Source organism: Lysinibacillus sp. G01H (genome assembly GCF_028872195.1).
Lineage (GTDB): Bacteria > Bacillota > Bacilli > Bacillales_A > Planococcaceae > Lysinibacillus > Lysinibacillus capsici.
This window is the reverse complement of the sequence record NZ_CP118397.1, coordinates 3,067,315-3,088,435: the sequence shown is the minus strand read 5'-3', so window position 1 is coordinate 3,088,435 and position 21,121 is coordinate 3,067,315. Positions and strand designations below refer to the sequence as shown.

The 21,121-nt window shown below is 38.8% G+C and carries 23 protein-coding genes and 1 riboswitch; of the genes, 21 read left to right on the top strand and 2 right to left on the bottom strand.

Translation table 11 applies throughout. From position 1 onward, the window contains the following. Positions 1-102 precede the first annotated feature (102 nt). The 14 genes from PSR12_RS15715 to PSR12_RS15650 all read left to right on the top strand — a co-directional run bounded on the left by PSR12_RS15715 (position 103) and on the right by PSR12_RS15650 (position 12,672). Positions 103-663 carry a TetR/AcrR family transcriptional regulator gene (locus PSR12_RS15715; RefSeq protein WP_221680060.1) on the top strand — a complete coding sequence of 187 codons (561 nt, stop codon included), beginning with the start codon at positions 103-105 and terminating at the stop codon, positions 661-663. Positions 664-861: 198 nt separating this feature from the next. Continuing rightward, positions 862-1,122 (top strand): hypothetical protein, encoded by a 261-nt coding sequence (locus PSR12_RS15710; RefSeq protein ID WP_274769662.1) that lies wholly within the window; start codon positions 862-864, stop codon positions 1,120-1,122. Positions 1,123-1,325: 203 nt separating this feature from the next. Further along, positions 1,326-2,471, top strand: a complete 1,146-nt coding sequence (gene hemW, locus PSR12_RS15705) for a radical SAM family heme chaperone HemW (RefSeq protein ID WP_257520202.1) — start codon at positions 1,326-1,328, stop codon at positions 2,469-2,471. Between the two features lie 89 nt (positions 2,472-2,560). Further along, positions 2,561-3,589 carry a heat-inducible transcriptional repressor HrcA gene (hrcA, locus tag PSR12_RS15700; protein WP_004227036.1) on the top strand — a complete coding sequence of 343 codons (1,029 nt, stop codon included), beginning with the start codon at positions 2,561-2,563 and terminating at the stop codon, positions 3,587-3,589. A gap of 17 nt (positions 3,590-3,606) precedes the next feature. Next, positions 3,607-4,179 carry a nucleotide exchange factor GrpE gene (gene grpE / locus PSR12_RS15695; protein WP_004227038.1) on the top strand — a complete coding sequence of 191 codons (573 nt, stop codon included), beginning with the start codon at positions 3,607-3,609 and terminating at the stop codon, positions 4,177-4,179. 75 nt (positions 4,180-4,254) lie between these two features. Then, complete coding sequence (gene dnaK, locus PSR12_RS15690; RefSeq protein ID WP_221680063.1) at positions 4,255-6,096, top strand: molecular chaperone DnaK; 1,842 nt, start codon at positions 4,255-4,257, stop codon at positions 6,094-6,096. Positions 6,097-6,329: 233 nt separating this feature from the next. Next, on the top strand, positions 6,330-7,448 hold the full coding sequence (gene dnaJ, locus PSR12_RS15685; protein WP_221680065.1) for a molecular chaperone DnaJ: 1,119 nt from the start codon (positions 6,330-6,332) through the stop codon (positions 7,446-7,448). A 21-nt stretch (positions 7,449-7,469) separates the two neighbouring features. Then, positions 7,470-8,411 (top strand): 50S ribosomal protein L11 methyltransferase, encoded by a 942-nt coding sequence (gene prmA, locus PSR12_RS15680; RefSeq protein WP_004227050.1) that lies wholly within the window; start codon positions 7,470-7,472, stop codon positions 8,409-8,411. 81 nt (positions 8,412-8,492) lie between these two features. After that, positions 8,493-9,230 carry a 16S rRNA (uracil(1498)-N(3))-methyltransferase gene (locus tag PSR12_RS15675; protein ID WP_221680067.1) on the top strand — a complete coding sequence of 246 codons (738 nt, stop codon included), beginning with the start codon at positions 8,493-8,495 and terminating at the stop codon, positions 9,228-9,230. A 15-nt stretch (positions 9,231-9,245) separates the two neighbouring features. Then, positions 9,246-10,580 (top strand): tRNA (N(6)-L-threonylcarbamoyladenosine(37)-C(2))-methylthiotransferase MtaB, encoded by a 1,335-nt coding sequence (mtaB, locus tag PSR12_RS15670; protein ID WP_274769657.1) that lies wholly within the window; start codon positions 9,246-9,248, stop codon positions 10,578-10,580. Positions 10,581-10,787: 207 nt separating this feature from the next. After that, positions 10,788-11,459, top strand: a complete 672-nt coding sequence (deoC, locus tag PSR12_RS15665; RefSeq protein ID WP_009373827.1) for a deoxyribose-phosphate aldolase — start codon at positions 10,788-10,790, stop codon at positions 11,457-11,459. 135 nt (positions 11,460-11,594) lie between these two features. Beyond that, on the top strand, positions 11,595-11,822 hold the full coding sequence (locus tag PSR12_RS15660) for a spore coat associated protein CotJA (protein WP_221680069.1): 228 nt from the start codon (positions 11,595-11,597) through the stop codon (positions 11,820-11,822). Further along, the gene (locus tag PSR12_RS15655) at positions 11,815-12,078 is read left to right on the top strand and encodes a spore coat protein CotJB (RefSeq protein ID WP_016994107.1); all 264 of its coding nucleotides are present in this window, start codon (positions 11,815-11,817) and stop codon (positions 12,076-12,078) included. Before PSR12_RS15660 ends, PSR12_RS15655 begins: the two co-directional genes overlap by 8 nt. A gap of 24 nt (positions 12,079-12,102) precedes the next feature. After that, a complete protein-coding gene (locus PSR12_RS15650; RefSeq protein WP_004227065.1) occupies positions 12,103-12,672 on the top strand; it encodes a manganese catalase family protein in 570 nt (189 codons plus the stop codon). Between the two features lie 51 nt (positions 12,673-12,723). Here PSR12_RS15650 and PSR12_RS15645 read toward each other — a convergent pair whose 3' ends face one another. Then, positions 12,724-13,380 (bottom strand): potassium channel family protein, encoded by a 657-nt coding sequence (locus PSR12_RS15645; protein WP_221680071.1) that lies wholly within the window; start codon positions 13,378-13,380, stop codon positions 12,724-12,726. Positions 13,381-13,405: 25 nt separating this feature from the next. Continuing rightward, a complete protein-coding gene (locus tag PSR12_RS15640; protein WP_221680073.1) occupies positions 13,406-14,743 on the bottom strand; it encodes a TrkH family potassium uptake protein in 1,338 nt (445 codons plus the stop codon). A gap of 115 nt (positions 14,744-14,858) precedes the next feature. Continuing rightward, positions 14,859-15,000, bottom strand: a riboswitch (cyclic di-AMP (ydaO/yuaA leader). Positions 15,001-15,252: 252 nt separating this feature from the next. Between PSR12_RS15640 and rpsU the strand changes: the two genes are divergently transcribed. The 7 genes from rpsU (at position 15,253) to PSR12_RS15605 (ending at position 20,949) form a co-directional block, all read left to right on the top strand. Next, positions 15,253-15,426 (top strand): 30S ribosomal protein S21, encoded by a 174-nt coding sequence (gene rpsU, locus PSR12_RS15635; protein WP_004227078.1) that lies wholly within the window; start codon positions 15,253-15,255, stop codon positions 15,424-15,426. Positions 15,427-15,733: 307 nt separating this feature from the next. Continuing rightward, positions 15,734-17,062, top strand: coding sequence for an NfeD family protein (locus PSR12_RS15630; protein ID WP_221680074.1), 1,329 nt, complete (start codon positions 15,734-15,736; stop codon positions 17,060-17,062). Between the two features lie 3 nt (positions 17,063-17,065). Continuing rightward, complete coding sequence (gene floA / locus PSR12_RS15625) at positions 17,066-18,070, top strand: flotillin-like protein FloA (RefSeq protein ID WP_004227087.1); 1,005 nt, start codon at positions 17,066-17,068, stop codon at positions 18,068-18,070. Between the two features lie 26 nt (positions 18,071-18,096). Beyond that, positions 18,097-18,573 (top strand): hypothetical protein, encoded by a 477-nt coding sequence (locus tag PSR12_RS15620; protein WP_221680075.1) that lies wholly within the window; start codon positions 18,097-18,099, stop codon positions 18,571-18,573. A gap of 54 nt (positions 18,574-18,627) precedes the next feature. Next, entirely contained in the window at positions 18,628-18,876 is a 249-nt protein-coding gene (locus PSR12_RS15615) for a hypothetical protein (RefSeq protein WP_221680076.1), read from the top strand. A 1-nt stretch (position 18,877) separates the two neighbouring features. After that, positions 18,878-19,990, top strand: a complete 1,113-nt coding sequence (locus PSR12_RS15610) for a sporulation protein YqfD (protein WP_221680077.1) — start codon at positions 18,878-18,880, stop codon at positions 19,988-19,990. A 2-nt stretch (positions 19,991-19,992) separates the two neighbouring features. Then, positions 19,993-20,949, top strand: coding sequence for a PhoH family protein (locus PSR12_RS15605; protein WP_004227104.1), 957 nt, complete (start codon positions 19,993-19,995; stop codon positions 20,947-20,949). The last annotated feature ends 172 nt before the right edge of the window (positions 20,950-21,121 follow it).

The following is a 21,121-nucleotide window of genomic DNA, read 5'->3' as shown; positions in this document are numbered from 1 at the left end:
AATTTGTGGAAGGTTGAAATCGTGCCTTCTGTGGTCTACAATTGTAGCAAATGATAGTAAAAACTATCTAGTTTATTTTAGATTAGAAAGAAGTGATAGTTGATGAAGAATTCTAGATCAGCAACCAAAGAAGCAAGACGTAACGCTATTTTAGATGCAGCGACAGAACTCCTTGTGGAAAATCCAACTGCTTCTTTAAATGATATTGCTAGTTATGCTGGTGTAGGTATTGCCACACTACACCGTTACATTGACAACAGAGAGCAATTGATGCTTCAACTCAGTTTTAGGGCTGTCCAAGTTGTAGATGAAACAATGAGTCAAATAGTTGTGGCAGAAGAGGATGAAGCATATATTCCGGAACTTGTTGAGGCTTTGATTCCTTTAGGAGATAAAATCTATTTTTTGGCGCATGAATGCTCTTTAAATTACAATGCAGAATTATTGGCGGCTGAGGATCAGTTAAAAGAGCCTGTTCGACGCACAATAAAATCATTGCAGTCTAAAGGCTATTTGCGACTGGATATGGATAGTGAATGGATGCTAAATGTACTTTATTCTTTACTGTTTACAACGTGGCAGCAGGTTCAAGAAGGAACTATTGCAAAAAAATCGGCAGCAACGCTCATTATAGAGACGTTATTCAATGGGATAAAAGCATAAGATATATTTCGATAATACCTTTGTAAGAAACACTTGTTAACTAGTAGGCTAGAGGAATTTCTTTGGCATACTAGTTTGTTGTTTGTAGAAAAACATTTGAGAAAAATATATGTAAGCTCACTTGAATGGTTTCATAGCGTTCCTTCTATCGATTCGTTATAATGTAGAAATGGAAAAGACTTAACGCGAAAGAAGGGATTGCTATGGCACGAGGTGTTTACATTCATATTCCTTTCTGTCATCAAAGCTGAGGATCAGTTAAAAGAGCCTGTTCGACGCACAATAAAATCATTGCAGTCTAAAGGCTATTTGCGACTGGATATGGATAGTGAATGGATGCTAAATGTACTTTATTCTTTACTGTTTACAACGTGGCAGCAGGTTCAAGAAGGAACTATTGCAAAAAAATCGGCAGCAACGCTCATTATAGAGACGTTATTCAATGGGATAAAAGCATAAGATATATTTCGATAATACCTTTGTAAGAAACACTTGTTAACTAGTAGGCTAGAGGAATTTCTTTGGCATACTAGTTTGTTGTTTGTAGAAAAACATTTGAGAAAAATATATGTAAGCTCACTTGAATGGTTTCATAGCGTTCCTTCTATCGATTCGTTATAATGTAGAAATGGAAAAGACTTAACGCGAAAGAAGGGATTGCTATGGCACGAGGTGTTTACATTCATATTCCTTTCTGTCATCAAATCTGTAATTATTGTGATTTCAATAAATTTTATTTTAAAAATCAACCAGTGGATGAATATATAGAAGCGCTTGGAAAGGAAATGGCCCTGACAACAGAAAAACATCCTGAAAAATTCCGTAACATCGAGACGATTTTTCTTGGTGGCGGAACACCGACAGCTTTATCGCCTGAGCAATTGGACAAACTACTAACGTCTATTCATACGTATATTCCAATGAATAGTGTGACAGAATTTACATCAGAGGCAAATCCAGATGAATTGTCTGCAGCCAAATTGCAGGTGTTGTTCGACGGTGGTGTCAATCGTTTAAGCATGGGGGTACAATCTTTTGACCAGGGATTGCTACAGAAGATTGGACGCACTCATAGTAATGATCATGTCTATGAAACAATCGCCTTGGCTAGGAAAATTGGCTTCCGTAATATCAGCATTGATTTAATGTATGGCTTACCTGGGCAAACAATGGCGCAATGGAAGGATTCATTAGCCAAAGCTTTTACTCTTGATTTGCCACATTTCTCTGCCTATTCTCTTATTGTAGAACCCAAAACGATTTTTTATAATCAGTACGCTAAAGGGAAACTGTATTTACCGACAGAAGATTTAGAAGCGGATATGTATGATGTGCTGATGCAACAAATGGCCTTACATGGGCTTCAACAATACGAAATTAGTAATTTTGCAAAGCCTGGGTATCGTTCAGAGCATAACAAGATTTATTGGGATAATGATGAATATGCGGGGTTTGGCGCAGGGGCTCATGGGTATTTAGCAGGTATACGCTATTCCAATCACGGTCCATTAAAAAAGTATATGGAAGCTGTGGAAGCAAATGAGCTACCAATTGTCCACGCACATGAAGTATCACAAGTGGAAAAAAGAGAAGAACAAATGTTTTTAGGGCTAAGAAAAACAGAGGGTGTTATGCACTCTATATATGAAGAGAAATTTAAAACACCTATGTCTGCCCATTATGATGTGGTAATAAAAGATCTAGTGTCAAAGGGGCTTTTAGAACAGGATGAGCTTGGGGTACGCTTGACGAGAAAAGGACGTTTTGTGGGCAATGAAGTATTTCAACAATTTTTGCTAGAAGATTGAGCGATATCGTTGACATAAAATGTGGGATTTGATAACTTAATAATAGTATTAGCACTCCTCTTAGTTGAGTGCTAACAGAGGTGATAATCATGCTAACAAATCGGCAGTTACAGATATTGCAAGTCATTGTAGACGACTTTATTGTGTCTGCGCAGCCGGTGGGTTCTCGCCAAATCTCCAAAAAACAAGGGATTACATTTAGTCCAGCCACTATTCGAAACGAAATGGCGGATTTAGAGGAATTAGGCTTTTTAGAAAAAACGCATACCTCCTCTGGTCGAGTGCCTTCGGAAAAGGGTTACAGATTTTATGTAGATCATTTGTTGAGTCCTCAAGGTATTAATTCTAAGGACATTCAACAAATTCAATCAATTTTTAATGATCGACTAGTAGAAGTAGAGCATATTATCCGAAAGTCAGCCAATATTTTATCAGAGTTGACATCGTATACTTCCATACTTTTAGGACCTGATGTCCAAAGGCATCGTGTTAAACGGTTTTCAATTGTCCCTCTTTCCAGCGACACAGCAGTAGCGATTATCGTGACGAATAATGGGCATGTAGAAAACCGCATGTTCAATCTACCACCTGACTTTACCGCTTCTGATTTAGAGAAAATGGTGAATATCTTAAATGATCGCCTTATTGGAGTTTCATTAGAAGATCTCCATAAAAGCCTTGAAGCTGAAGTGCTAGCCGTGTTACAGCAACATGTTCGGTCAGCGGATGATTTTATTCGCGCACTTATCACAGCAACAATGCATAATTCAGAAAGTAAAATTTTCTATGGTGGGAAAACGAATATGTTCAACCAACCAGAATTCCATGACTTAAATAAAGTCCGGATGATTTTGGACTTGATGGAGACGACTAGCCAAGTGCAGTCACTTTTCCATCCGAATGAATCAGGTATTCATATTCGGATAGGCTCAGAAAATAAACAACTAGAAATGGAAAATTGCAGTGTCATTACCACTACCTATTCTATTGGTGATGATCAACAGGGAGCCATTGCTATTATTGGCCCTACACGTATGGATTATAAGCGTGTTGTGGCTTTATTAGACGTAATGCGCTTGGATTTAACACAAGCCTTTATGAAGAATCGTAGTGAATGATAATGAGGAGGATTCAAGTGACGGAAACAACGGAAAACAAAGATTTAGTACAAGAAGATGTACAAGCTGAAACGACAACTGAGGAAGTAGAGCAAACAGAAGTTCAGGAAGAAGTAGAGTTATCAATTGAAGAACAGTATGAGGCTAAGCTGGCTGAACTGCAAGCAAAGCTGGCTGACGAAGAAAATCGTCACCTACGTTTACGTGCTGACTTCGATAATATGCGCCGTCGTAATCAGTTAGACCGTGAGGCAGCTGAAAAGTATCGCGCCCAAAGCTTACTATCTGATCTATTACCAGTCCTTGATAATTTTGAACGTGCTTTACAAGTAGAGACAACTTCTGAAGAGACTGCATCGATCATTAAAGGAATTGAAATGGTGTATCGCTCTTTAATTGAAGCAACAGAAAAAGAAGGTCTGCAAGTGATTAAAGCTGAAGGTGAGCAATTTGATCCAACAATTCACCAAGCTGTTATGCAAGAACAAGATAGTGAAAAAGAAACGGGTATCGTCTTACGCGAACTACAAAAAGGATATATCTTAAAGGATCGTGTATTACGCCCAACAATGGTATCTGTGAACGAATAGTCTTTGCACTATTTAGTCAATTAAAATTAGTTAGAAAACGCATCCCTTGCGTTGACATAATAGGAGGAAATTTTAATGAGCAAAATTATTGGTATTGACTTAGGAACAACAAACTCTTGCGTTTCTGTACTTGAAGGTGGAGAACCAAAAGTAATTCCAAACCCAGAAGGAAACCGTACAACGCCATCTGTTGTTGCCTTTAAAAATGGTGAACGTCAAGTTGGTGAAGTGGCGAAACGTCAATCAGTAACAAATCCTAACACAATCATTTCTATTAAATCAAAAATGGGTACGGCTGAAAAAGTAACAGTAGAAGATAAAGACTACACGCCACAAGAAGTATCAGCAATGATTCTTCAATACTTAAAAGGCTATGCTGAAGACTACTTAGGGGAAAAAGTGACAAAAGCAGTTATTACAGTTCCTGCTTACTTTAACGATGCACAGCGTCAAGCAACTAAAGATGCTGGTAAAATCGCAGGTCTAGAAGTAGAGCGTATCATCAACGAACCAACTGCTGCAGCTCTTGCTTATGGATTAGATAAACAAGATCAAGATCAAAAAGTATTAGTATTTGACCTTGGAGGCGGTACGTTTGACGTGTCTATCCTTGAGTTAGGTGACGGTGTCTTTGAAGTACTAGCTACAGCTGGTGATAACAAACTAGGTGGAGATGACTTCGATGACGCAATTATCGAATATCTAGTAGCTGAATTCAAAAAAGAAAATGGCATTGACTTATCAAAAGATAAAATGGCGATGCAACGTTTAAAAGATGCAGCTGAAAAAGCGAAAAAAGATTTATCTGGTGTAACATCAACTCAAATCTCTTTACCATTCATTACAGCTGGTGAAGCAGGTCCATTACACTTAGAAATCTCTTTAACTCGTGCAAAATTTGATGAAATTACTTTACCTTTAGTAAATCGTACAGTAGGACCAGTACGTCAAGCATTATCTGATGCAGGTCTGTCAACTTCTGAAATTGACCAAGTTATTTTAGTTGGTGGTTCTACACGTATTCCAGCAGTACAAGAAGCAGTACGTAAAGAAACAGGGAAAGAGCCACACCGTGGTGTTAACCCTGACGAAGTTGTTGCAATGGGTGCTGCAGTACAAGGTGGCGTATTAACAGGTGATGTGAAAGACGTTGTATTACTTGACGTAACACCTCTTTCACTTGGTATTGAAACAATGGGTGGCGTGTTCACAAAATTAATCGACCGTAACACAACTATTCCTACTTCAAAATCTCAAGTTTTCTCTACAGCAGCTGATAACCAACCAGCAGTAGATATTCATGTTTTACAAGGTGAACGCTCAATGGCAGCTGACAATAAAACATTAGGTCGCTTCCAATTAGCAGATATTCCACCAGCACCACGTGGTGTGCCTCAAATCGAAGTAACATTCGACATTGATAAAAACGGTATCGTATCTGTAAAAGCAAAAGATCTTGGTACGAACAAAGAGCAAACAATTGTGATTCAATCTGATTCTGGTTTATCAGAGGACGAAATTGAACGCATGGTAAAAGACGCTGAAGCTAATGCCGAAGCAGATGCTAAACGTAAAGAAGAAGCAGATCTTCGTAACGAAGCAGACCAATTAGTATTCCAAGTAGACAAAACAATTGCTGACCTTGGTGAGCAAATTACGGAAGACGAGAAAAAATCTGTTGAAGATGCTCGTGATGAATTGAAAAAAGCGCTTGAAGCTGGTGAATTAGAAGGTATTAAAGCAGCGAAAGAAAAACTAGAAGGCGTATTACAGCCACTAGTGATGAAAGTTTACGAACAAGCGGCAGCAGCTGCTCAAGCAGCTCAAGGTGGCGATGCAGGTGCAGACACTGGCGCTGGTAAAAAAGATGACGGTGTTGTAGACGCTGAATTCGAAGAAGTAAAAGACGATAAATAAGAAGTAACACAGTTAAGTGAAAAAGCCAAAGACCGCTTGCGGCTTTGGCTTTTGTCATGATGTGAGGTCACTTCACGTAAATGCACCATTTATAGGCTAGTTGCATACGTTAGCTGCTAGGAAGTGAGTATCTTCATTTTTGGAACTTATAGAACCTTTAATCGAAAAAATGAGGCAGTTTTTTCAACTGCATGTTACAATAGATTTTATGCAAACAGAGCGGAGTGTGAATCATGGAGAAACGCGATTATTACGAGGTGCTTGGTTTAACAAAATCGGCTACAAAAGATGAGATTAAAAAAGCATATCGTAAATTATCAAAACAATATCACCCTGACCTTAATAAAGAGGCAGGCGCAGATGAAAAATTCAAAGAAATCGCTGAAGCATATGAAGTATTAAGTGACGACCAGAAAAAAGCACGCTACGACCAATTTGGTCATGAGGATCCGAATGCTGGTTTTGGTGGTGGCTTTGGAGGGGGCGGCTTTGGCGGCTTCGAGGATATTTTCAGTTCATTCTTTGGCGGAAGTGGTCGCCGTCAGGATCCAAATGCTCCACGTAAAGGGGATGATCTGCAATATCGTATGAACATCCAATTTGAGGAAGCTATTTTTGGAAAAGAAACAGAAATAGAAATCCCAAAAGATGAAACGTGTGAAACATGTCACGGTTCAGGAGCAAAACCAGGCACGCAACCAGAAACATGTTCGACATGTAAAGGTGCAGGACAAATCAATCAAGCAGTGGATACACCATTTGGTCGTATGATGAACCGTCGTACATGCTCAACATGTCATGGGACAGGTAAAATTATTAAAGAAAAATGTACGACTTGTCGTGGAGAAGGAAAAGTTCAAAAACGTAAGAAAATTAAAGTGACAATCCCAGCAGGTGTAGATGATGGACAGCAAATTCGTGTATCTGGTCAAGGTGAACCAGGTATAAACGGTGGACCTGCAGGGGATTTATATATTATGTTCCGCGTTCAAGGTCACAAGGATTTCGAACGAGATGGAGACGATATTTACTTCGAGTTGAAATTAACATTCCCTCAAGCAGCACTTGGGGATGAAATTGAAGTACCAACAGTCCATGGGAAAGTAAAATTACGTATTCCGGCTGGAACACAGTCAGGTGCTCAATTCCGTCTAAAAGATAAAGGTGTTAAAAATGTTCATGGTTATGGTATGGGTAATCAGTATGTGACAGTAAAAGTGATGACACCAGAAAAATTAACGGAAAGACAAAAGCAATTATTACGAGAATTTGCAGAAATCAGTGGCGATATCCCTGAAGAACAAGGTAGTTCACTATTCGACAAAATTAAGAAAAAATTCCAAGGTGAATAATTAGAGGAGCTGAAGAGCTACGTGAAGTGGTCAGAATTATCCATTCATACAAAAAATGATGCGGTAGAAGCAATTTCGAATATTTTGCATGAAGCAGGTGCGAGTGGTGTTGTCATCGAAGATTCTGCAGAGTTTGCGAAGCCACGTGAAGATCAATATGGTGAAATTTATGCGCTAAATGAAGATGATTTTCCGAAAGATGGCGTGATTGTTAAAGCTTATTTATCGGAGTCTAGTTTTTTAAATGAAACAGTCGAAGAAATAAAAGCAGCTATCACAAATTTAACGAACTTTAACATTGATATCGGTGAAAATGTGGTATCCATTGTCGAAGTCAATGAAGAAGATTGGGCAACTGCCTGGAAGCAATACTACCATCCTGTTAAGATTTCTGAACGCTTTACTATCGTACCGACATGGGAGGAATATACACCTGTTTCAACAGATGAACTAATTATTGAATTAGACCCTGGTATGGCATTTGGTACAGGTACCCACCCAACAACGGTAATGTGTTTACAAGGACTTGAAAAGGTCATTAAAGAAGGGGATACAGTTGTTGATATCGGTACAGGATCGGGCGTATTGTCTATTGGTGCAGCATTACTTGGTGCAAAAAGTGTGCATGCGCTTGATTTAGATGAGGTTGCTGTACGTTCAGCGCGAGAAAATGTAGCATTAAATAAAGTGGAAGATAAGGTAGCAGTGTTCCATGGTAACTTATTAGATACTGTAAAAGAACCAGCAGATGTAGTAGTCGCTAATATTTTGGCTGAAATCATCATGTCCTTCACAGATGACGCGTATACAATTGTAAAACCAGGTGGATTATATGTCACTTCGGGCATCATCGGTGCAAAACGAGATGATGTGAAAGTAGCACTAGAAGCTTCAGGCTTTGTGATTGAAGAAGTATTATTAATGGAAGATTGGGTAGCCATTATTGCCCGTCGTCCACTATAACATGACTGAGGAAGCGCCAAATCGTGAGCCGTGTGCTTGTGATTTGGCGTTTTCCTTTCTTGCTAGAAAGGACTGTGTGGCATGCAACGTTATTTTATTGAAACAGCTATCGAAAATGCACGTATTAGTGGAGAAGATGCACGGCATATTGAACGAGTGATGCGTATGAAGCAAGGCGACAACATTGTAGTTGTTGCACAAAACACTGCGCATATATGCACAATTGAAGGATTTGAAGGGGATGAGGTCGTCATTGAAGCGACTGGACAAACAATCCCTTCCCCAGAGTTACCCATTCAAGTAACTGTAGCATGTGGTTTACCGAAGGGTGATAAGCTAGAGCTTATTACCCAAAAAGCCACAGAGCTAGGAATGTTTGCTTTATTACCCTTTGAAGCTGAGCGCTCCATTGTAAAATGGGACAAGAAAAAAGGAGCAAAAAAGCAAGAAAGATTACAGAAAATTGCTAAGGAAGCTGCGGAACAAGCTCACCGTACGCATATTCCAACAGTTTTTGAACCCATATCATTTAAACAGCTAGTACAACAAACAGATCATTTCGATGCCGTTTTTATTGCTGATGAAGAGGATGCAAAGGCTGAAAAGCGCACAAGGTTTGCGGAGAAGCTAAAAAACGTGTATGATAAGAAGTCGAAATCAATGCTTATTATCTTTGGTCCTGAGGGGGGCATTTCTCGTCAAGAGTCGGAAGCGCTATTACAAGCAGGCGCTCAAACGATGTCATTAGGACCGAGAATTTTACGAGCAGAAACAGCGCCATTATACGCACTGTCTGCCATATCCTATGAATTTGAATGAAAGAGGTGTTCAGCCTTGTCAAAAGTGGCTTTTCACACACTTGGCTGTAAAGTAAATCATTATGAAACAGAAGCAATCTGGCAACTGTTCAAGGAAGAGGGCTATGATCGTACAGAATTTGATCATCAAGCAGACGTCTATGTCATTAATACTTGTACAGTTACCAATACTGGAGATAAGAAATCTCGTCAGGTGATTCGTCGTGCAGTGCGTCAAAATCCTGATGCGGTTATTTGTGTAACGGGATGCTATGCGCAGACATCCCCGGCAGAAATTATGGCGATTCCTGGCGTTGATATTGTTGTAGGAACGCAGGATCGTACAAAATTGTTGGGCTATATCGAGCAATATCGTGCAGAACGCCAACCGATTAATGCCGTACGTAATATTATGAAAAATCGTGTATATGAGGAATTAGATGTACCAGCATTTACAGACCGTACACGTGCTTCATTAAAAATACAGGAAGGCTGTAACAACTTCTGTACTTTTTGCATTATCCCATGGGCACGCGGCTTAATGCGTTCTCGTGATCCACAGGAAGTATTACATCAAGCACAGCAACTAGTTGACGCTGGCTACCTAGAAATCGTCTTAACGGGTATTCATACGGGTGGCTATGGACAAGACTTAAAAGATTATAATCTTGCACAGCTACTACGTGATTTAGAAGCCAATGTAAAAGGCTTAAAGCGCCTTCGTATTTCATCTATTGAGGCTAGTCAATTGACAGATGAAGTCATTGAAGTTCTTCGAGAATCTAAAATTGTTGTTAATCATTTACACATACCTATCCAATCTGGATCTGATACGGTTTTAAAACGTATGCGTCGTAAATATACAATGGAGTTTTTCGGTGAACGTTTAACGAAACTACATGAGGCATTGCCTGATTTAGCCGTCACATCAGATGTCATTGTTGGTTTCCCAGGTGAGACAGATGAAGAGTTTATGGAAACGTATAACTTTATTCGTGATCATAAGTTCTCTGAACTACACGTATTCCCATTCTCTCCACGTACAGGAACACCAGCTGCACGTATGGAAGATCAAATTGATGAAGATATTAAAAATGAGCGTGTGCATCGCCTTATTTCTTTAAATGATCAATTGGCAAAAGAATATGCCTCTCGTTTTGAAGACCAAGTATTAGAAGTGATTCCTGAAGAATTTGTCCATGATGGCAGTGAAGAAGAAGGGCTTCTAACTGGTTATACAGACAATTACTTAAAAATAGTGTTTGAAGGGCCTGAAAGTCTCATTGGTCAGCTTGTCAAAGTAAAAATTACACAAGCAGGCTATCCACACTCACAAGGTCAATTTGTTCGTGTTTTAGAAACAGTTAATTAATATGAAAAGGATTGCTAACGGTTGGAGGCAATCCTTTTTTGTTGCTTCAGGAGGAGGGAAATACTCGAATAAATTGGCATATCTATGTCATAGTAGGAATTGAATTGAGCCAAACTAATAAAATAGAAAGATATTAGACGCCAACATGAAAAAGTGGTATGATTCGAAGAGGTACGTACATCTTGTTTAATGAAGGAGCGTTCAACAATGGAAAAAAATTTTGCACGTATGATTGATCATACATTATTAAAGGCTGAGGCAACAAAAGAACAAATTGAAAAATTATGTGCAGAAGCTAAACAATTTAACTTTGCTTCTGTTTGTGTAAATCCTACTTGGGTAAAACGTAGCAGTGAATTACTACAGGGTACAGACGTTTTAGTTTGTACGGTTATCGGCTTCCCACTTGGTGCCAATACGCCAGCAGTCAAAGCATTTGAAGCAAAAGATGCCATTGCTAACGGTGCAAAAGAAGTAGATATGGTTATTAATATCGGTGCATTAAAAGATAAAAACTATGAGCTTGTACAAGCAGATATCGCAGCAGTAGTAGAAGCAGCTAAAGATAGCGCACTTGTAAAAGTCATTATTGAATCATGCTTACTAACAGATGAGGAAAAAGTGAAAGCATGTGAATTAGCTGTAGCGGCGGGTGCTGACTATGTGAAAACATCTACAGGTTTTTCTACTGGTGGAGCAACAGCAGAGGATATCGCGCTTATGCGTAAAACTGTAGGTCCAGATCTTGGCGTAAAAGCATCAGGTGGTGTTCGTAGCTTAGAGGACATGAAAAAAATGGTAGAAGCTGGTGCGACTCGTATTGGGGCTAGCTCTGGTGTAGCTATTATGAATGGTTTAATTGCCGACTCCAACTATTAATTTTATCTTTTTATAGAGCCATAAGCTCATGTGTACATTGACGTGAGCTTATGGCTTCTTTGTGTTTAATCAGCATAATAATTTTCTATGCACATATACTCCACTGATGAATGTAAATACAGAAAGGAGGATGTCATGTTTACACAGTATAAGTCTTGGAGGCCCTATATTAGCCCCTTTGATCCTTGTAAGCCTATAGAAGTTAAGTATTATGCAACACCCCCACAGCTATATATGGGTTTTCAACCACCTGGACTTCCACAATTTCCAACCGCAAGAGAAGCGCTAATAGCAGGAACACTATGGCCACAGTTGTTTAGCCCATACCCATTTCCCCTAAAAGGAGGGAGGAAGCATGACTAAAAAGATGCCGCCCGAATTTTATAAGCAATTAGAAGAAATACAAGCAATTGATTTCGTCATTGTTGAATTAAACCTCTATTTAGACACTCATCCACACGATTATGACGCCATTCAGCAATTTAATGAAAATACAGAGAAAAGTATGAAACTTAAAATTGATTTTGAGCAAAAATATGGACCGCTCATGAATTTTGGGAGAAGCTATTCAAATTATCCTTTTAACTGGATTGATACACCATGGCCATGGCAAGTCTAAACAAAAGACTAGGAGGAAAAATCTTTGTGGTATTATGAAAAGAAACTCCAGTATCCGGTAAAAGTTAGTACATGTAACCCAATGCTTGCAAAGTTTTTAATTGAACAATATGGAGGAGCGGATGGGGAACTGGCAGCAGCTCTACGCTACATGAATCAGCGTTATACGATTCCTGACAAAGTAGTAGGGTTATTGACCGATATAGCAACAGAGGAATTTTCACATTTAGAAATGATTGCCACGATGATTTATAAGCTAACAAAAGATGCCACACCAGAAATGCTGAAAGAAGCTGGTTTGGGTGATCATTATGTAAATCACGATCGGGCTCTATTCTATCAAAACGCCTCAGGTGTACCATTCACAGCAACCTATATTCAAGCAAAGGGTGACCCTATCGCGGATCTGTATGAGGATATAGCAGCTGAAGAAAAGGCACGTGCCACATATCAATGGATTATTGACTTATCAGATGACACGGACTTAAATGATAGCTTGAAGTTTTTACGTGAACGGGAAATTGTTCATTCCCAGCGCTTTAGAGAGGCTGTTGAAATTTTAAAAGATGATAGAGATCAAAAGAAAGTTTTCTAAGACAACTATGGCTGGCTGTATCAAGGTGAACTTGACACAGCCTTTTTGTGGTTATTGAATATTTGAGAATAAAGTAAGATCTTTTCGATGACCAATCATTACTAATAAATCTTCCTTTTCAATAATTTGCTCAGGAGAAGGGGAAATTATTATTTCCCCTTCGCGCACAATCGCAATCACACTGACGTTATATTTAGCTCGAATATCTAGATCCCGAAGATTATATCCTGCCATTTTAGAAGGGATCATGATTTCTTCTAAACTGTACTCTTTTGATAATTCTATATAATTTAACATATTAGGTGATAGTAACTGATTTGCTACTCTTTCGCCCATATCTCTTTCAGGATAGATAATCCAATCAGCACCTACCTTATCCAACACTTGTCCATGCCTTTTTCCAAGTGCCTTTGCAATCACTTTTTTGATCCCTAATTCTTTTAATAACGATACAGTTAATATACTGGATTGCATATCGTTACCGATCGCCACGATAACACAATCGAAATTTCCAATGCCAATGGATGTTAAAGCTTTCTCTTCAGTTGTATCTGCTACTACCGCATGGGTTACATAAGGTTCTGCATCTTCAACTCTTTCCTCACTAATATCGATGCCTAAAACATCCTGTCCAGCTTCATGTAATCTGCGGGCGACACTTGTGCCAAATCTACCTAAGCCGATTACGGCGTATTGTTTAATAGCCATTTAATTAACAACTCCTTCTTCTAATCTAACCTATCATTATATTCCCCTTTGGGTGGCGGAAAGCTTCTGATTTTCGACGTTTTGTAATGGCAAAGGCAATAGTTAAGGGACCTAATCTACCCGCAAACATAGTTAAAATAATTAAAACCCGGCCACCTGGTGTAAGTTCAGGTGTTAATCCCATTGAAAGTCCGACCGTTCCAAAAGCTGATGTTGCCTCAAATAAATACATCATGAAGCTATGTTTTTGTTCTATTATGCTGAGGATGATGGTAACAAATACAACAATGAACATACCACACATGACCACAGTCATAGCTTTTAAAATTGTTTCATTTAAAATCCTGCGTCTAAAGAGAACGACATCTTCTTTCCCTCGAATTTGTGACCACATAGTAGCCACTAAAACAGCAAAGGTTGTGATTTTAATACCTCCAGCAGTCGACCCAGAGCCTGCCCCAATAAACATGAAAATGATCATTAAAAATAATGTAGAATGCGTTAAGTCTCCAATAGCCAGTGTATTGGAGCCAGCAGTTCGTGGTGTAACCGCTTGGTAAAGGGAACCTAACACTTTACCCCATTCGGATAATGATCCAAGTGTTTTTTGGTTGCCATACTCAAACAAAAATATCAAAATGGTTCCACTAGCAGTTAGCAAAAGTGTGGTTACTAAGACTATTTTTGAATGGACAGAAAGCCTTTTAGTCACACGATATTCATACAATTCATTCATAACAATAAAGCCTAATCCACCGATTGTAATAAGAGCACAGATGGTGAAAACAACAAAGGGGTCATCAACATAGGCAGTCATTCCGTTAAAGCCACCCATTAAATCGAAGCCAGCGTTGTTGAAGTTGGATATGGCATGAAAAAATCCAAAATACAGGGCCTTTCCAATAGGCATATCAAAAGAAAAACGAATGGATAGAATAAGACCACCGATTATTTCAATACATGCTGTAAAAAGCAATATTCTTTTTACTAATCGAACAAGACCAGCTATGGAGATATTATTAAATGCTTCTTTAAGCAGCAGTCTTTCTTTTAATGAAATTTTCTTCCCAAGTAGTAAAAATAATAATGTGGCAAATGTCATAAATCCTAAACCGCCAATTTGGATTAAGAATAAAAGAACCACTTCTCCAAAAGTAGAGAAGGTATCACCTGTATCAACTACAATTAATCCAGTGACACAAGTAGCTGATGTAGCAGTGAATAAAGCATCTAAAAAGGGCAAACCCTTCCCATCCTCAGTAGAAAATGGCATTGTTAAAAGAAACGTCCCTATGGCAATAATGAGAGCAAAGCCCAATACGAGAACTTTTGGAGGGTTTAATGCTTTTTTAAAATTGTTCATTTTATTTTCCTCAATTCTGAATAGTAAACAACTGTTTGTTAAATGGCATAATAAAAAGACCTACGATAAGAGCATGAAAATGACAGAAAGCATGCTAATAATGGTGGTCAATAACGACCTCCTTCGCTTTAGCCGACGAAGTTAGCTGACGGGTAGGATGGCGAAAGAGCTTTCTCATCCCTTCTGCTAAAGCAGAATTAACCCCAAAAAATTGGTTCCTCCGTTCTCAAATAGTTGAGATTTGGCCGATATGAAATTGAATGTGATTATTCTACGCCCTTATTCTATTTTTTGTAAACCCCTTAATTGTTAGGAAAATGTAATTATTTTTATTGTGGGCGATTTCTGTATGAATAATTCGAGCAAAAATAAAACCAAAAATTCACTTGATAATTTCGCATACTTTCTATTGACCATTATTAGACAATACGATATAATTTTTTAGTACACAACAGAAGGTAATTTGCCTAATTGTGTATTGACGTGTGTTCGGAGGGAGGGAAAGAGAGATGTCAAAAACTGTCGTTCGCAAAAACGAATCGCTTGAAGATGCTCTTCGCCGCTTCAAACGTACTGTATCAAAAAGTGGTACAATTCAAGAAGTTAGAAAGCGCGAGTTCTACGAAAAACCTAGCGTAAAACGTAAAAAGAAATCAGAAGCTGCACGTAAACGTAAGTGGTAATTTAATTTCCCATTAAAAATCCCTACGTTCATAACACGCAATTGTATGATTCACTGAGCAGACAAAGTTATACCTGAAATTAATCACATTTTTGATTAATTTCAGGTATTTTACATTGCTCAACTTTACGTACATATGAAAAAGCCGAATGAAATCACTTTGATTCATTCGGCTTTTTTGCACATACTGTTGTTAATTGCATTAGATCGAGTGATAAATAAGTGAATAAATTTTTAAGATTTGTGAAACTTTTCGCATGATTGACCGTATATACAGAGGAGAGGCATGTTAGAAGGGAGGGGAAAAGATGCGAAAACGGAAAATCCTCAGCTATTTACTAGTGATATGGATGACTTTTTTGTTAGCGTTTCCATTAACTTCGGCTTTTGCCAGTAATAAGGTTTATCATGTTCTGATTCATAATGAAGTAGAACGAGGACTTCATGCATTTTTAGAACGAGCTTTTAAAGAGGCTGAAGAAAACAATGCAGAGGCGATTATCTTAGAAATACATACGCCTGGCGGTTTTGTGAATGCGGCAAATGATATCGCCATGCTTATGGATGCAACGCAAATAAGGACGATTGCTTATATTAATAAGGATGCGCACTCAGCAGGAGCTTTTTTAGCCTTACATGCGGATGAGATCTACATGGTTCCAAATGGAACAATCGGTGCAGCGGCAGTTATCGATTCAGCAGGTAATGCGGCCGACCTAAAGGCTAATAGCGCTTGGCTTGCTCAAATGAAAGCAGCAGCAGAAACGTCAGGGCGCAACCCTAAGTATGCATTAGCAATGGCAGATACCAACTATGAACTACCAGAATACCGTGCTGGCGGAAAGAATTTGTTAACCCTATCTGCCTCAGAAGCATTAAAGGTTAAATATTCTGAAGGGACGGTTAAGGATTTTCAGGAGCTTTTAGACGTAACCAACTTAAATGGTAGTGATGTTGTTCCCATTGAACCGACCTTTTCTGAAAAATTAGCTCGTTTTATTACAAATCCCATCATTGTACCTATTCTATTGTCTATCGCTAGTTTAGGACTTGTGATGGAGCTTTATTCGCCAGGATTTGGTGTTCCAGGTATAATGGGCTTATCAGCACTTGGTTTATTTTTCTTTGGACATATGGTGGCCGGCTTTGCGGGATATGAAACATTATTGTTATTTATTGTTGGGTTAGCCCTTTTAATTGCAGAGTTTTTTGTCCCTGGTGGAATTGTTGGTATTTTAGGTGGTGTCTTAATAGTACTAAGTCTGATACTGGCAGGTGCAAATATGATGCAAATGATAGTAGCAATTCTCATTGCGCTTGTGATAGCGATGATAGGAATGGTGATTCTGATGAAATTTTTCGGAAAAAAACTGCATGTCTTAAACAGGCTTGTGTTAATGGATGCAACCACGACAGAAGAAGGGTATGTATCCAATGTGAATCGCACAGAACTGTTAGGGAAAATTGGGAAAACGCTTACGCCACTTCGTCCATCTGGAACAATGGTACTTGGTAGTGAACGCATTGATATTGTCTCAGAAGGTGGCTATATCGATGTCAATCAACATGTAGAAATTATTAAAGTTGAAGGCTCACGCATTGTTGTGAGACAAACAGATAAAGAGATGGAGGAATAGAAAATGGGTTTTGATTTAGCTTTGATTGGTCCTATTGCTGGACTAGTTATTTTATTCATTGTGCTTGCGGTATTCTTTACCTTTGTACCCGTAGCATTGTGGATTTCTGCATTAGCAGCAGGTGTACGTGTGAGTATTTTCACATTAATTGGGATGCGCTTACGTCGTGTAATCCCGTCTCGAATTGTTAATCCGTTGATTAAAGCACATAAAGCTGGTTTACCTGTAACGATTAATCAGTTAGAGAGTCACTATTTAGCAGGTGGTAATGTTGACCGTGTAGTGAATGCCTTAATTGCGGCTCATCGTGCCAATATTGAACTGTCATTTGAACGTTGTGCAGCAATTGATTTAGCTGGGCGTGATGTATTAGAAGCTGTTCAAATGTCCGTTAATCCAAAAGTTATTGAAACACCTTTCATTTCAGGTGTAGCAATGAACGGGATTGAAGTAAAAGCAAAGGCTCGTATTACCGTGCGTGCCAATATCGAACGTTTAGTCGGTGGTGCTGGTGAAGAAACAGTTATTGCTCGTGTGGGTGAGGGGATCGTTTCAACTATCGGTTCAGCGACACATCATACAGAAGTTTTAGAAAATCCAGATATGATTTCGCAAACAGTATTATCTAAAGGTTTAGATTCAGGAACAGCCTTTGAAATCTTGTCCATTGATATTGCCGATGTAGATATCGGTAAAAATATCGGTGCTGAATTACAGATTGAACAAGCACAAGCAGATAAAAACATTGCGCAAGCAAAAGCCGAGGAACGTCGTGCTATGGCTGTTGCAAATGAGCAAGAAATGATTGCACGTGTTCAAGAGATGAAGGCGAAAGTAGTAGAAGCAGAGGCAGAAGTACCTCAAGCGATGGCTGAAGCCTTACGTTCCGGTAATCTTGGTATTATGGATTATATGAACTATCGTAATATCCAAGCGGATACAGCGATGCGCGATTCGATTTCAAAAGTGAGCACAGATAAACCTGAAACAAATGAACCTAATGCTTAATAACGGAAAGGAGCAGAACTAATAATATGGAACAATTAATACTCTTTGCCATAATTGCCATAGTCAGCTCTATTTTCGGAAAATCAAAAAATAAAAAGCCTCAGAAGCAGATGCCTCCTTTTAATAAAGATACTGTGGTGGAGCCTCCAGTTACGGAGAAAGCGCCACATCGTACTGGGAAAGCACAGAGTTTTGAAGATTTTGCACGAGAATTTATAGGAGATTGGATTCCAGAAAATGAGAAAGTCGAGGAGCCTAAAAAACTTGTTGAAGAACAAGTGAAAAGAGAAATACCAAGCTATGTTGCCCCAACTGTCATTCCAGCAGATATCCCTAGCCGTTCTACTAATCGAGAAAGTCGAGGACGATTAGCTGCTGAAAAAAAGGAAGTGCAGTCAGTTGGCTCACATTCGACTTTACAACTACCTCAATCTAAAAATGATCTTATGCAAGCAATCGTGATGGCTGAAATATTAGGGCCACCAAAATCAAAAAGAAAATAACTAGCATGTCCTCCTTTTTCGATGCATATATTGCCGAAGAAGGAGGCATTTTTTATGAAAAAATTATTTCAATTAACGCCACTACTTGAGTTGTTAGAATACGAATCATTAAAAATTATTGGACCCTACCGTTTTATTCATGCAGATGCGACGACCTGTTCGTTTGTCTATGCAGATTATCATATTACTGTCAATGCGGATTCAGTGACAATCAATGCGCTCAAAGAAGAAATGCTACATCTCACTGTTGACAATCTACAGGAGCTTCATATGAAAATGACAAAGAATATGGGTGTGAGCTAAAATGTGGAATAATCGGCCAATTATTATACGTATAAAGCGCCATGAAAATGTTCATCCTTTTATTCAAGCATTGCACGCTCAACATGTACCATTAAAGCGTGTTGTCTTTCGTGAGCAGGAAGTTTCCTTTGAAACGACGATGCATTATCTACCAAAAATTCGCCGTGTACGAAGACGTTTTCGCTTAAAAATGGCTGTATTTTATGCAGATGAGCTTCAAGTTTTTCGAGCGCAAATTTGGACTTTATTGGGCTTAGCCTTTATGATTGCTATTCCAATTCTTTGTGCACAAGTTATATGGCGAGTGGACATAGAAGCCGCGACACCAGAACTAGAGCAGCGTTTAGGTAAGACCTTTCATGAAACCTTTCAACTAGAAACCCCTCTATCTCAAAAAAAGTTACCTTCCAATACGGTTATACGACAAAAGCTGTTAGAGCAACACAGAGAGCTATCATGGGTTCATATTGATAAACATGGCGGACGAGTAATTTTGAGACCACAAGAATCACCTAAACAAACAGAGCAAACAACTGATAAATTAGCTTCCCATATAGTAGCAACGAAAAGTGGTGTCATTACACATTTTAATATACAGCATGGTGAGCGGAAAATTTCAGTAAATGATACAGCCTACGAAGGTGACGTCCTCGTAAGTGGTGTATTAGAAAGTGGCACAGATCAAGTTTTTGTAGGGGCGAAGGGAGAGGTTTATGCAGATTATTGGCTTGAATGTTCATTTAAAATTCCAACAAAAATTACCGTGGAAACCTTACAGCAAAAGCAATGGCGAGTGTTGATAAAGGGTATACATCAGGAAAAGGTGGATTATGTACAAAGGAAGGATTTACCGAATTGGCTATCCCCTTATGTTTCGATTGTAGAGGAGCAACAGACGAAAACCATGCAAGTAGATTTGGATGAATCGAAAATTGAGTCATTGCTTATTCCTTTATTGCATGAAAAAGTATTACGCTCGTTACCTGCAAAAACAATCATCAAGAAAGAAAACCTTTTACAGGCAAAGTGGGGGAATGGTACAGTTGAAGGGAAAGTTCTATTTTTAGTCAATGAAAACATTGCAAGTCCAATACAAGGCCTACAAGGAGAATGATTATGTCAGAACAGTTAACTGTATTACAGGTGGATAATCCAAACGAAGCGGTTATGCTACTAGGTATTTCCGATGCAAATATGAAATTAGTTGAAGAAGCACTTAATGTTCATATCATTACGCGTGGTGAACAAATTCAACTTGCGGGTGAAGAAAATGCTAAGGAACAGGCAACATTTCTTCTGCAAGCTTTATTGAAGGTCATTCGCAAAGGAATTAATATTGATCAACGTGATGTTACAACAGCTATTGAAATGACACAAAAAGGAACAATCGAGTATTTTGCAGAACTATATGATGAAGAAATAGCACGCACGACGAAAGGTAAGTCAATTCGTGCAAAAACAATTGGTCAACGAGAATACATACAAGCAATCCGTCATAAAGACGTTGTTTTCGGTATTGGTCCAGCCGGTACTGGGAAAACGTATTTAGCGGTAGTCATGGCAACACAGGCACTTAAAAACGGCCATGTAAAGAGAATTATTTTAACTCGCCCTGCTGTTGAAGCTGGAGAGTCTCTAGGCTTTCTTCCAGGGGATTTAAAGGAAAAGGTCGATCCATATTTACGACCTCTCTACGACGCTTTAAACGACATCTACGGCTCAGAACAAACACAGCGACTAATTGAACGTGGAACAATTGAAATCGCCCCTTTAGCCTATATGCGTGGCCGTACATTAGATGATGCCTTTGTTATTTTAGATGAAGCACAAAATACAACACATCAACAAATGAAAATGTTCCTAACTCGTCTAGGCTTCGGCTCTAAAATGGTCATCACAGGTGATAAAACACAAATCGACCTACCCAAAAATACAGAATCTGGCTTGATTGTAGCAGAACGTACATTAAAGTATGTTAAATCTATCCATTTCCAAGTACTAGAACAAGGTGATGTCGTACGTCACCCAATCGTAGCCAAAATCATTCAAGCCTACGAAGAACAGCAACTTTAGAATTGCATAGCAATTCTAAAGTCTGCCCCGCAAGCGAAGCGACAGGGGTAACGAGGTTTAAAACATCTATATAGTTAAAACCTAAACCTCGAATTTAATCAAAATATGGAAAAAAATGTGACAGCTATGCGAAGATGCATAGCTGTTTTTTGCTTTCTTATACATTTTTCGA

What these genes read in the sequence shown, in the direction of transcription:
- PSR12_RS15640 (WP_221680073.1), bottom strand. Translation starts at nt 14,743, where the DNA reads ATGAACAATTTTAAAAAAGCATTAAACCCTCCAAAAGTTCTCGTATTG.
- PSR12_RS15630 (WP_221680074.1), top strand. Translation starts at nt 15,734, where the DNA reads ATGCGAAAACGGAAAATCCTCAGCTATTTACTAGTGATATGGATGACT.
- PSR12_RS15605 (WP_004227104.1), top strand. Translation starts at nt 19,993, where the DNA reads ATGTCAGAACAGTTAACTGTATTACAGGTGGATAATCCAAACGAAGCG.
- PSR12_RS15610 (WP_221680077.1), top strand. Translation starts at nt 18,878, where the DNA reads ATGTGGAATAATCGGCCAATTATTATACGTATAAAGCGCCATGAAAAT.
- deoC (WP_009373827.1), top strand. Translation starts at nt 10,788, where the DNA reads ATGGAAAAAAATTTTGCACGTATGATTGATCATACATTATTAAAGGCT.
- PSR12_RS15655 (WP_016994107.1), top strand. Translation starts at nt 11,815, where the DNA reads ATGACTAAAAAGATGCCGCCCGAATTTTATAAGCAATTAGAAGAAATA.
- rpsU (WP_004227078.1), top strand. Translation starts at nt 15,253, where the DNA reads ATGTCAAAAACTGTCGTTCGCAAAAACGAATCGCTTGAAGATGCTCTT.
- PSR12_RS15620 (WP_221680075.1), top strand. Translation starts at nt 18,097, where the DNA reads ATGGAACAATTAATACTCTTTGCCATAATTGCCATAGTCAGCTCTATT.
- PSR12_RS15645 (WP_221680071.1), bottom strand. Translation starts at nt 13,380, where the DNA reads ATGGCTATTAAACAATACGCCGTAATCGGCTTAGGTAGATTTGGCACA.
- PSR12_RS15615 (WP_221680076.1), top strand. Translation starts at nt 18,628, where the DNA reads ATGAAAAAATTATTTCAATTAACGCCACTACTTGAGTTGTTAGAATAC.
- hrcA (WP_004227036.1), top strand. Translation starts at nt 2,561, where the DNA reads ATGCTAACAAATCGGCAGTTACAGATATTGCAAGTCATTGTAGACGAC.
- PSR12_RS15675 (WP_221680067.1), top strand. Translation starts at nt 8,493, where the DNA reads ATGCAACGTTATTTTATTGAAACAGCTATCGAAAATGCACGTATTAGT.
- dnaJ (WP_221680065.1), top strand. Translation starts at nt 6,330, where the DNA reads ATGGAGAAACGCGATTATTACGAGGTGCTTGGTTTAACAAAATCGGCT.
- PSR12_RS15715 (WP_221680060.1), top strand. Translation starts at nt 103, where the DNA reads ATGAAGAATTCTAGATCAGCAACCAAAGAAGCAAGACGTAACGCTATT.
- PSR12_RS15660 (WP_221680069.1), top strand. Translation starts at nt 11,595, where the DNA reads ATGTTTACACAGTATAAGTCTTGGAGGCCCTATATTAGCCCCTTTGAT.
- hemW (WP_257520202.1), top strand. Translation starts at nt 1,326, where the DNA reads ATGGCACGAGGTGTTTACATTCATATTCCTTTCTGTCATCAAATCTGT.
- floA (WP_004227087.1), top strand. Translation starts at nt 17,066, where the DNA reads ATGGGTTTTGATTTAGCTTTGATTGGTCCTATTGCTGGACTAGTTATT.
- dnaK (WP_221680063.1), top strand. Translation starts at nt 4,255, where the DNA reads ATGAGCAAAATTATTGGTATTGACTTAGGAACAACAAACTCTTGCGTT.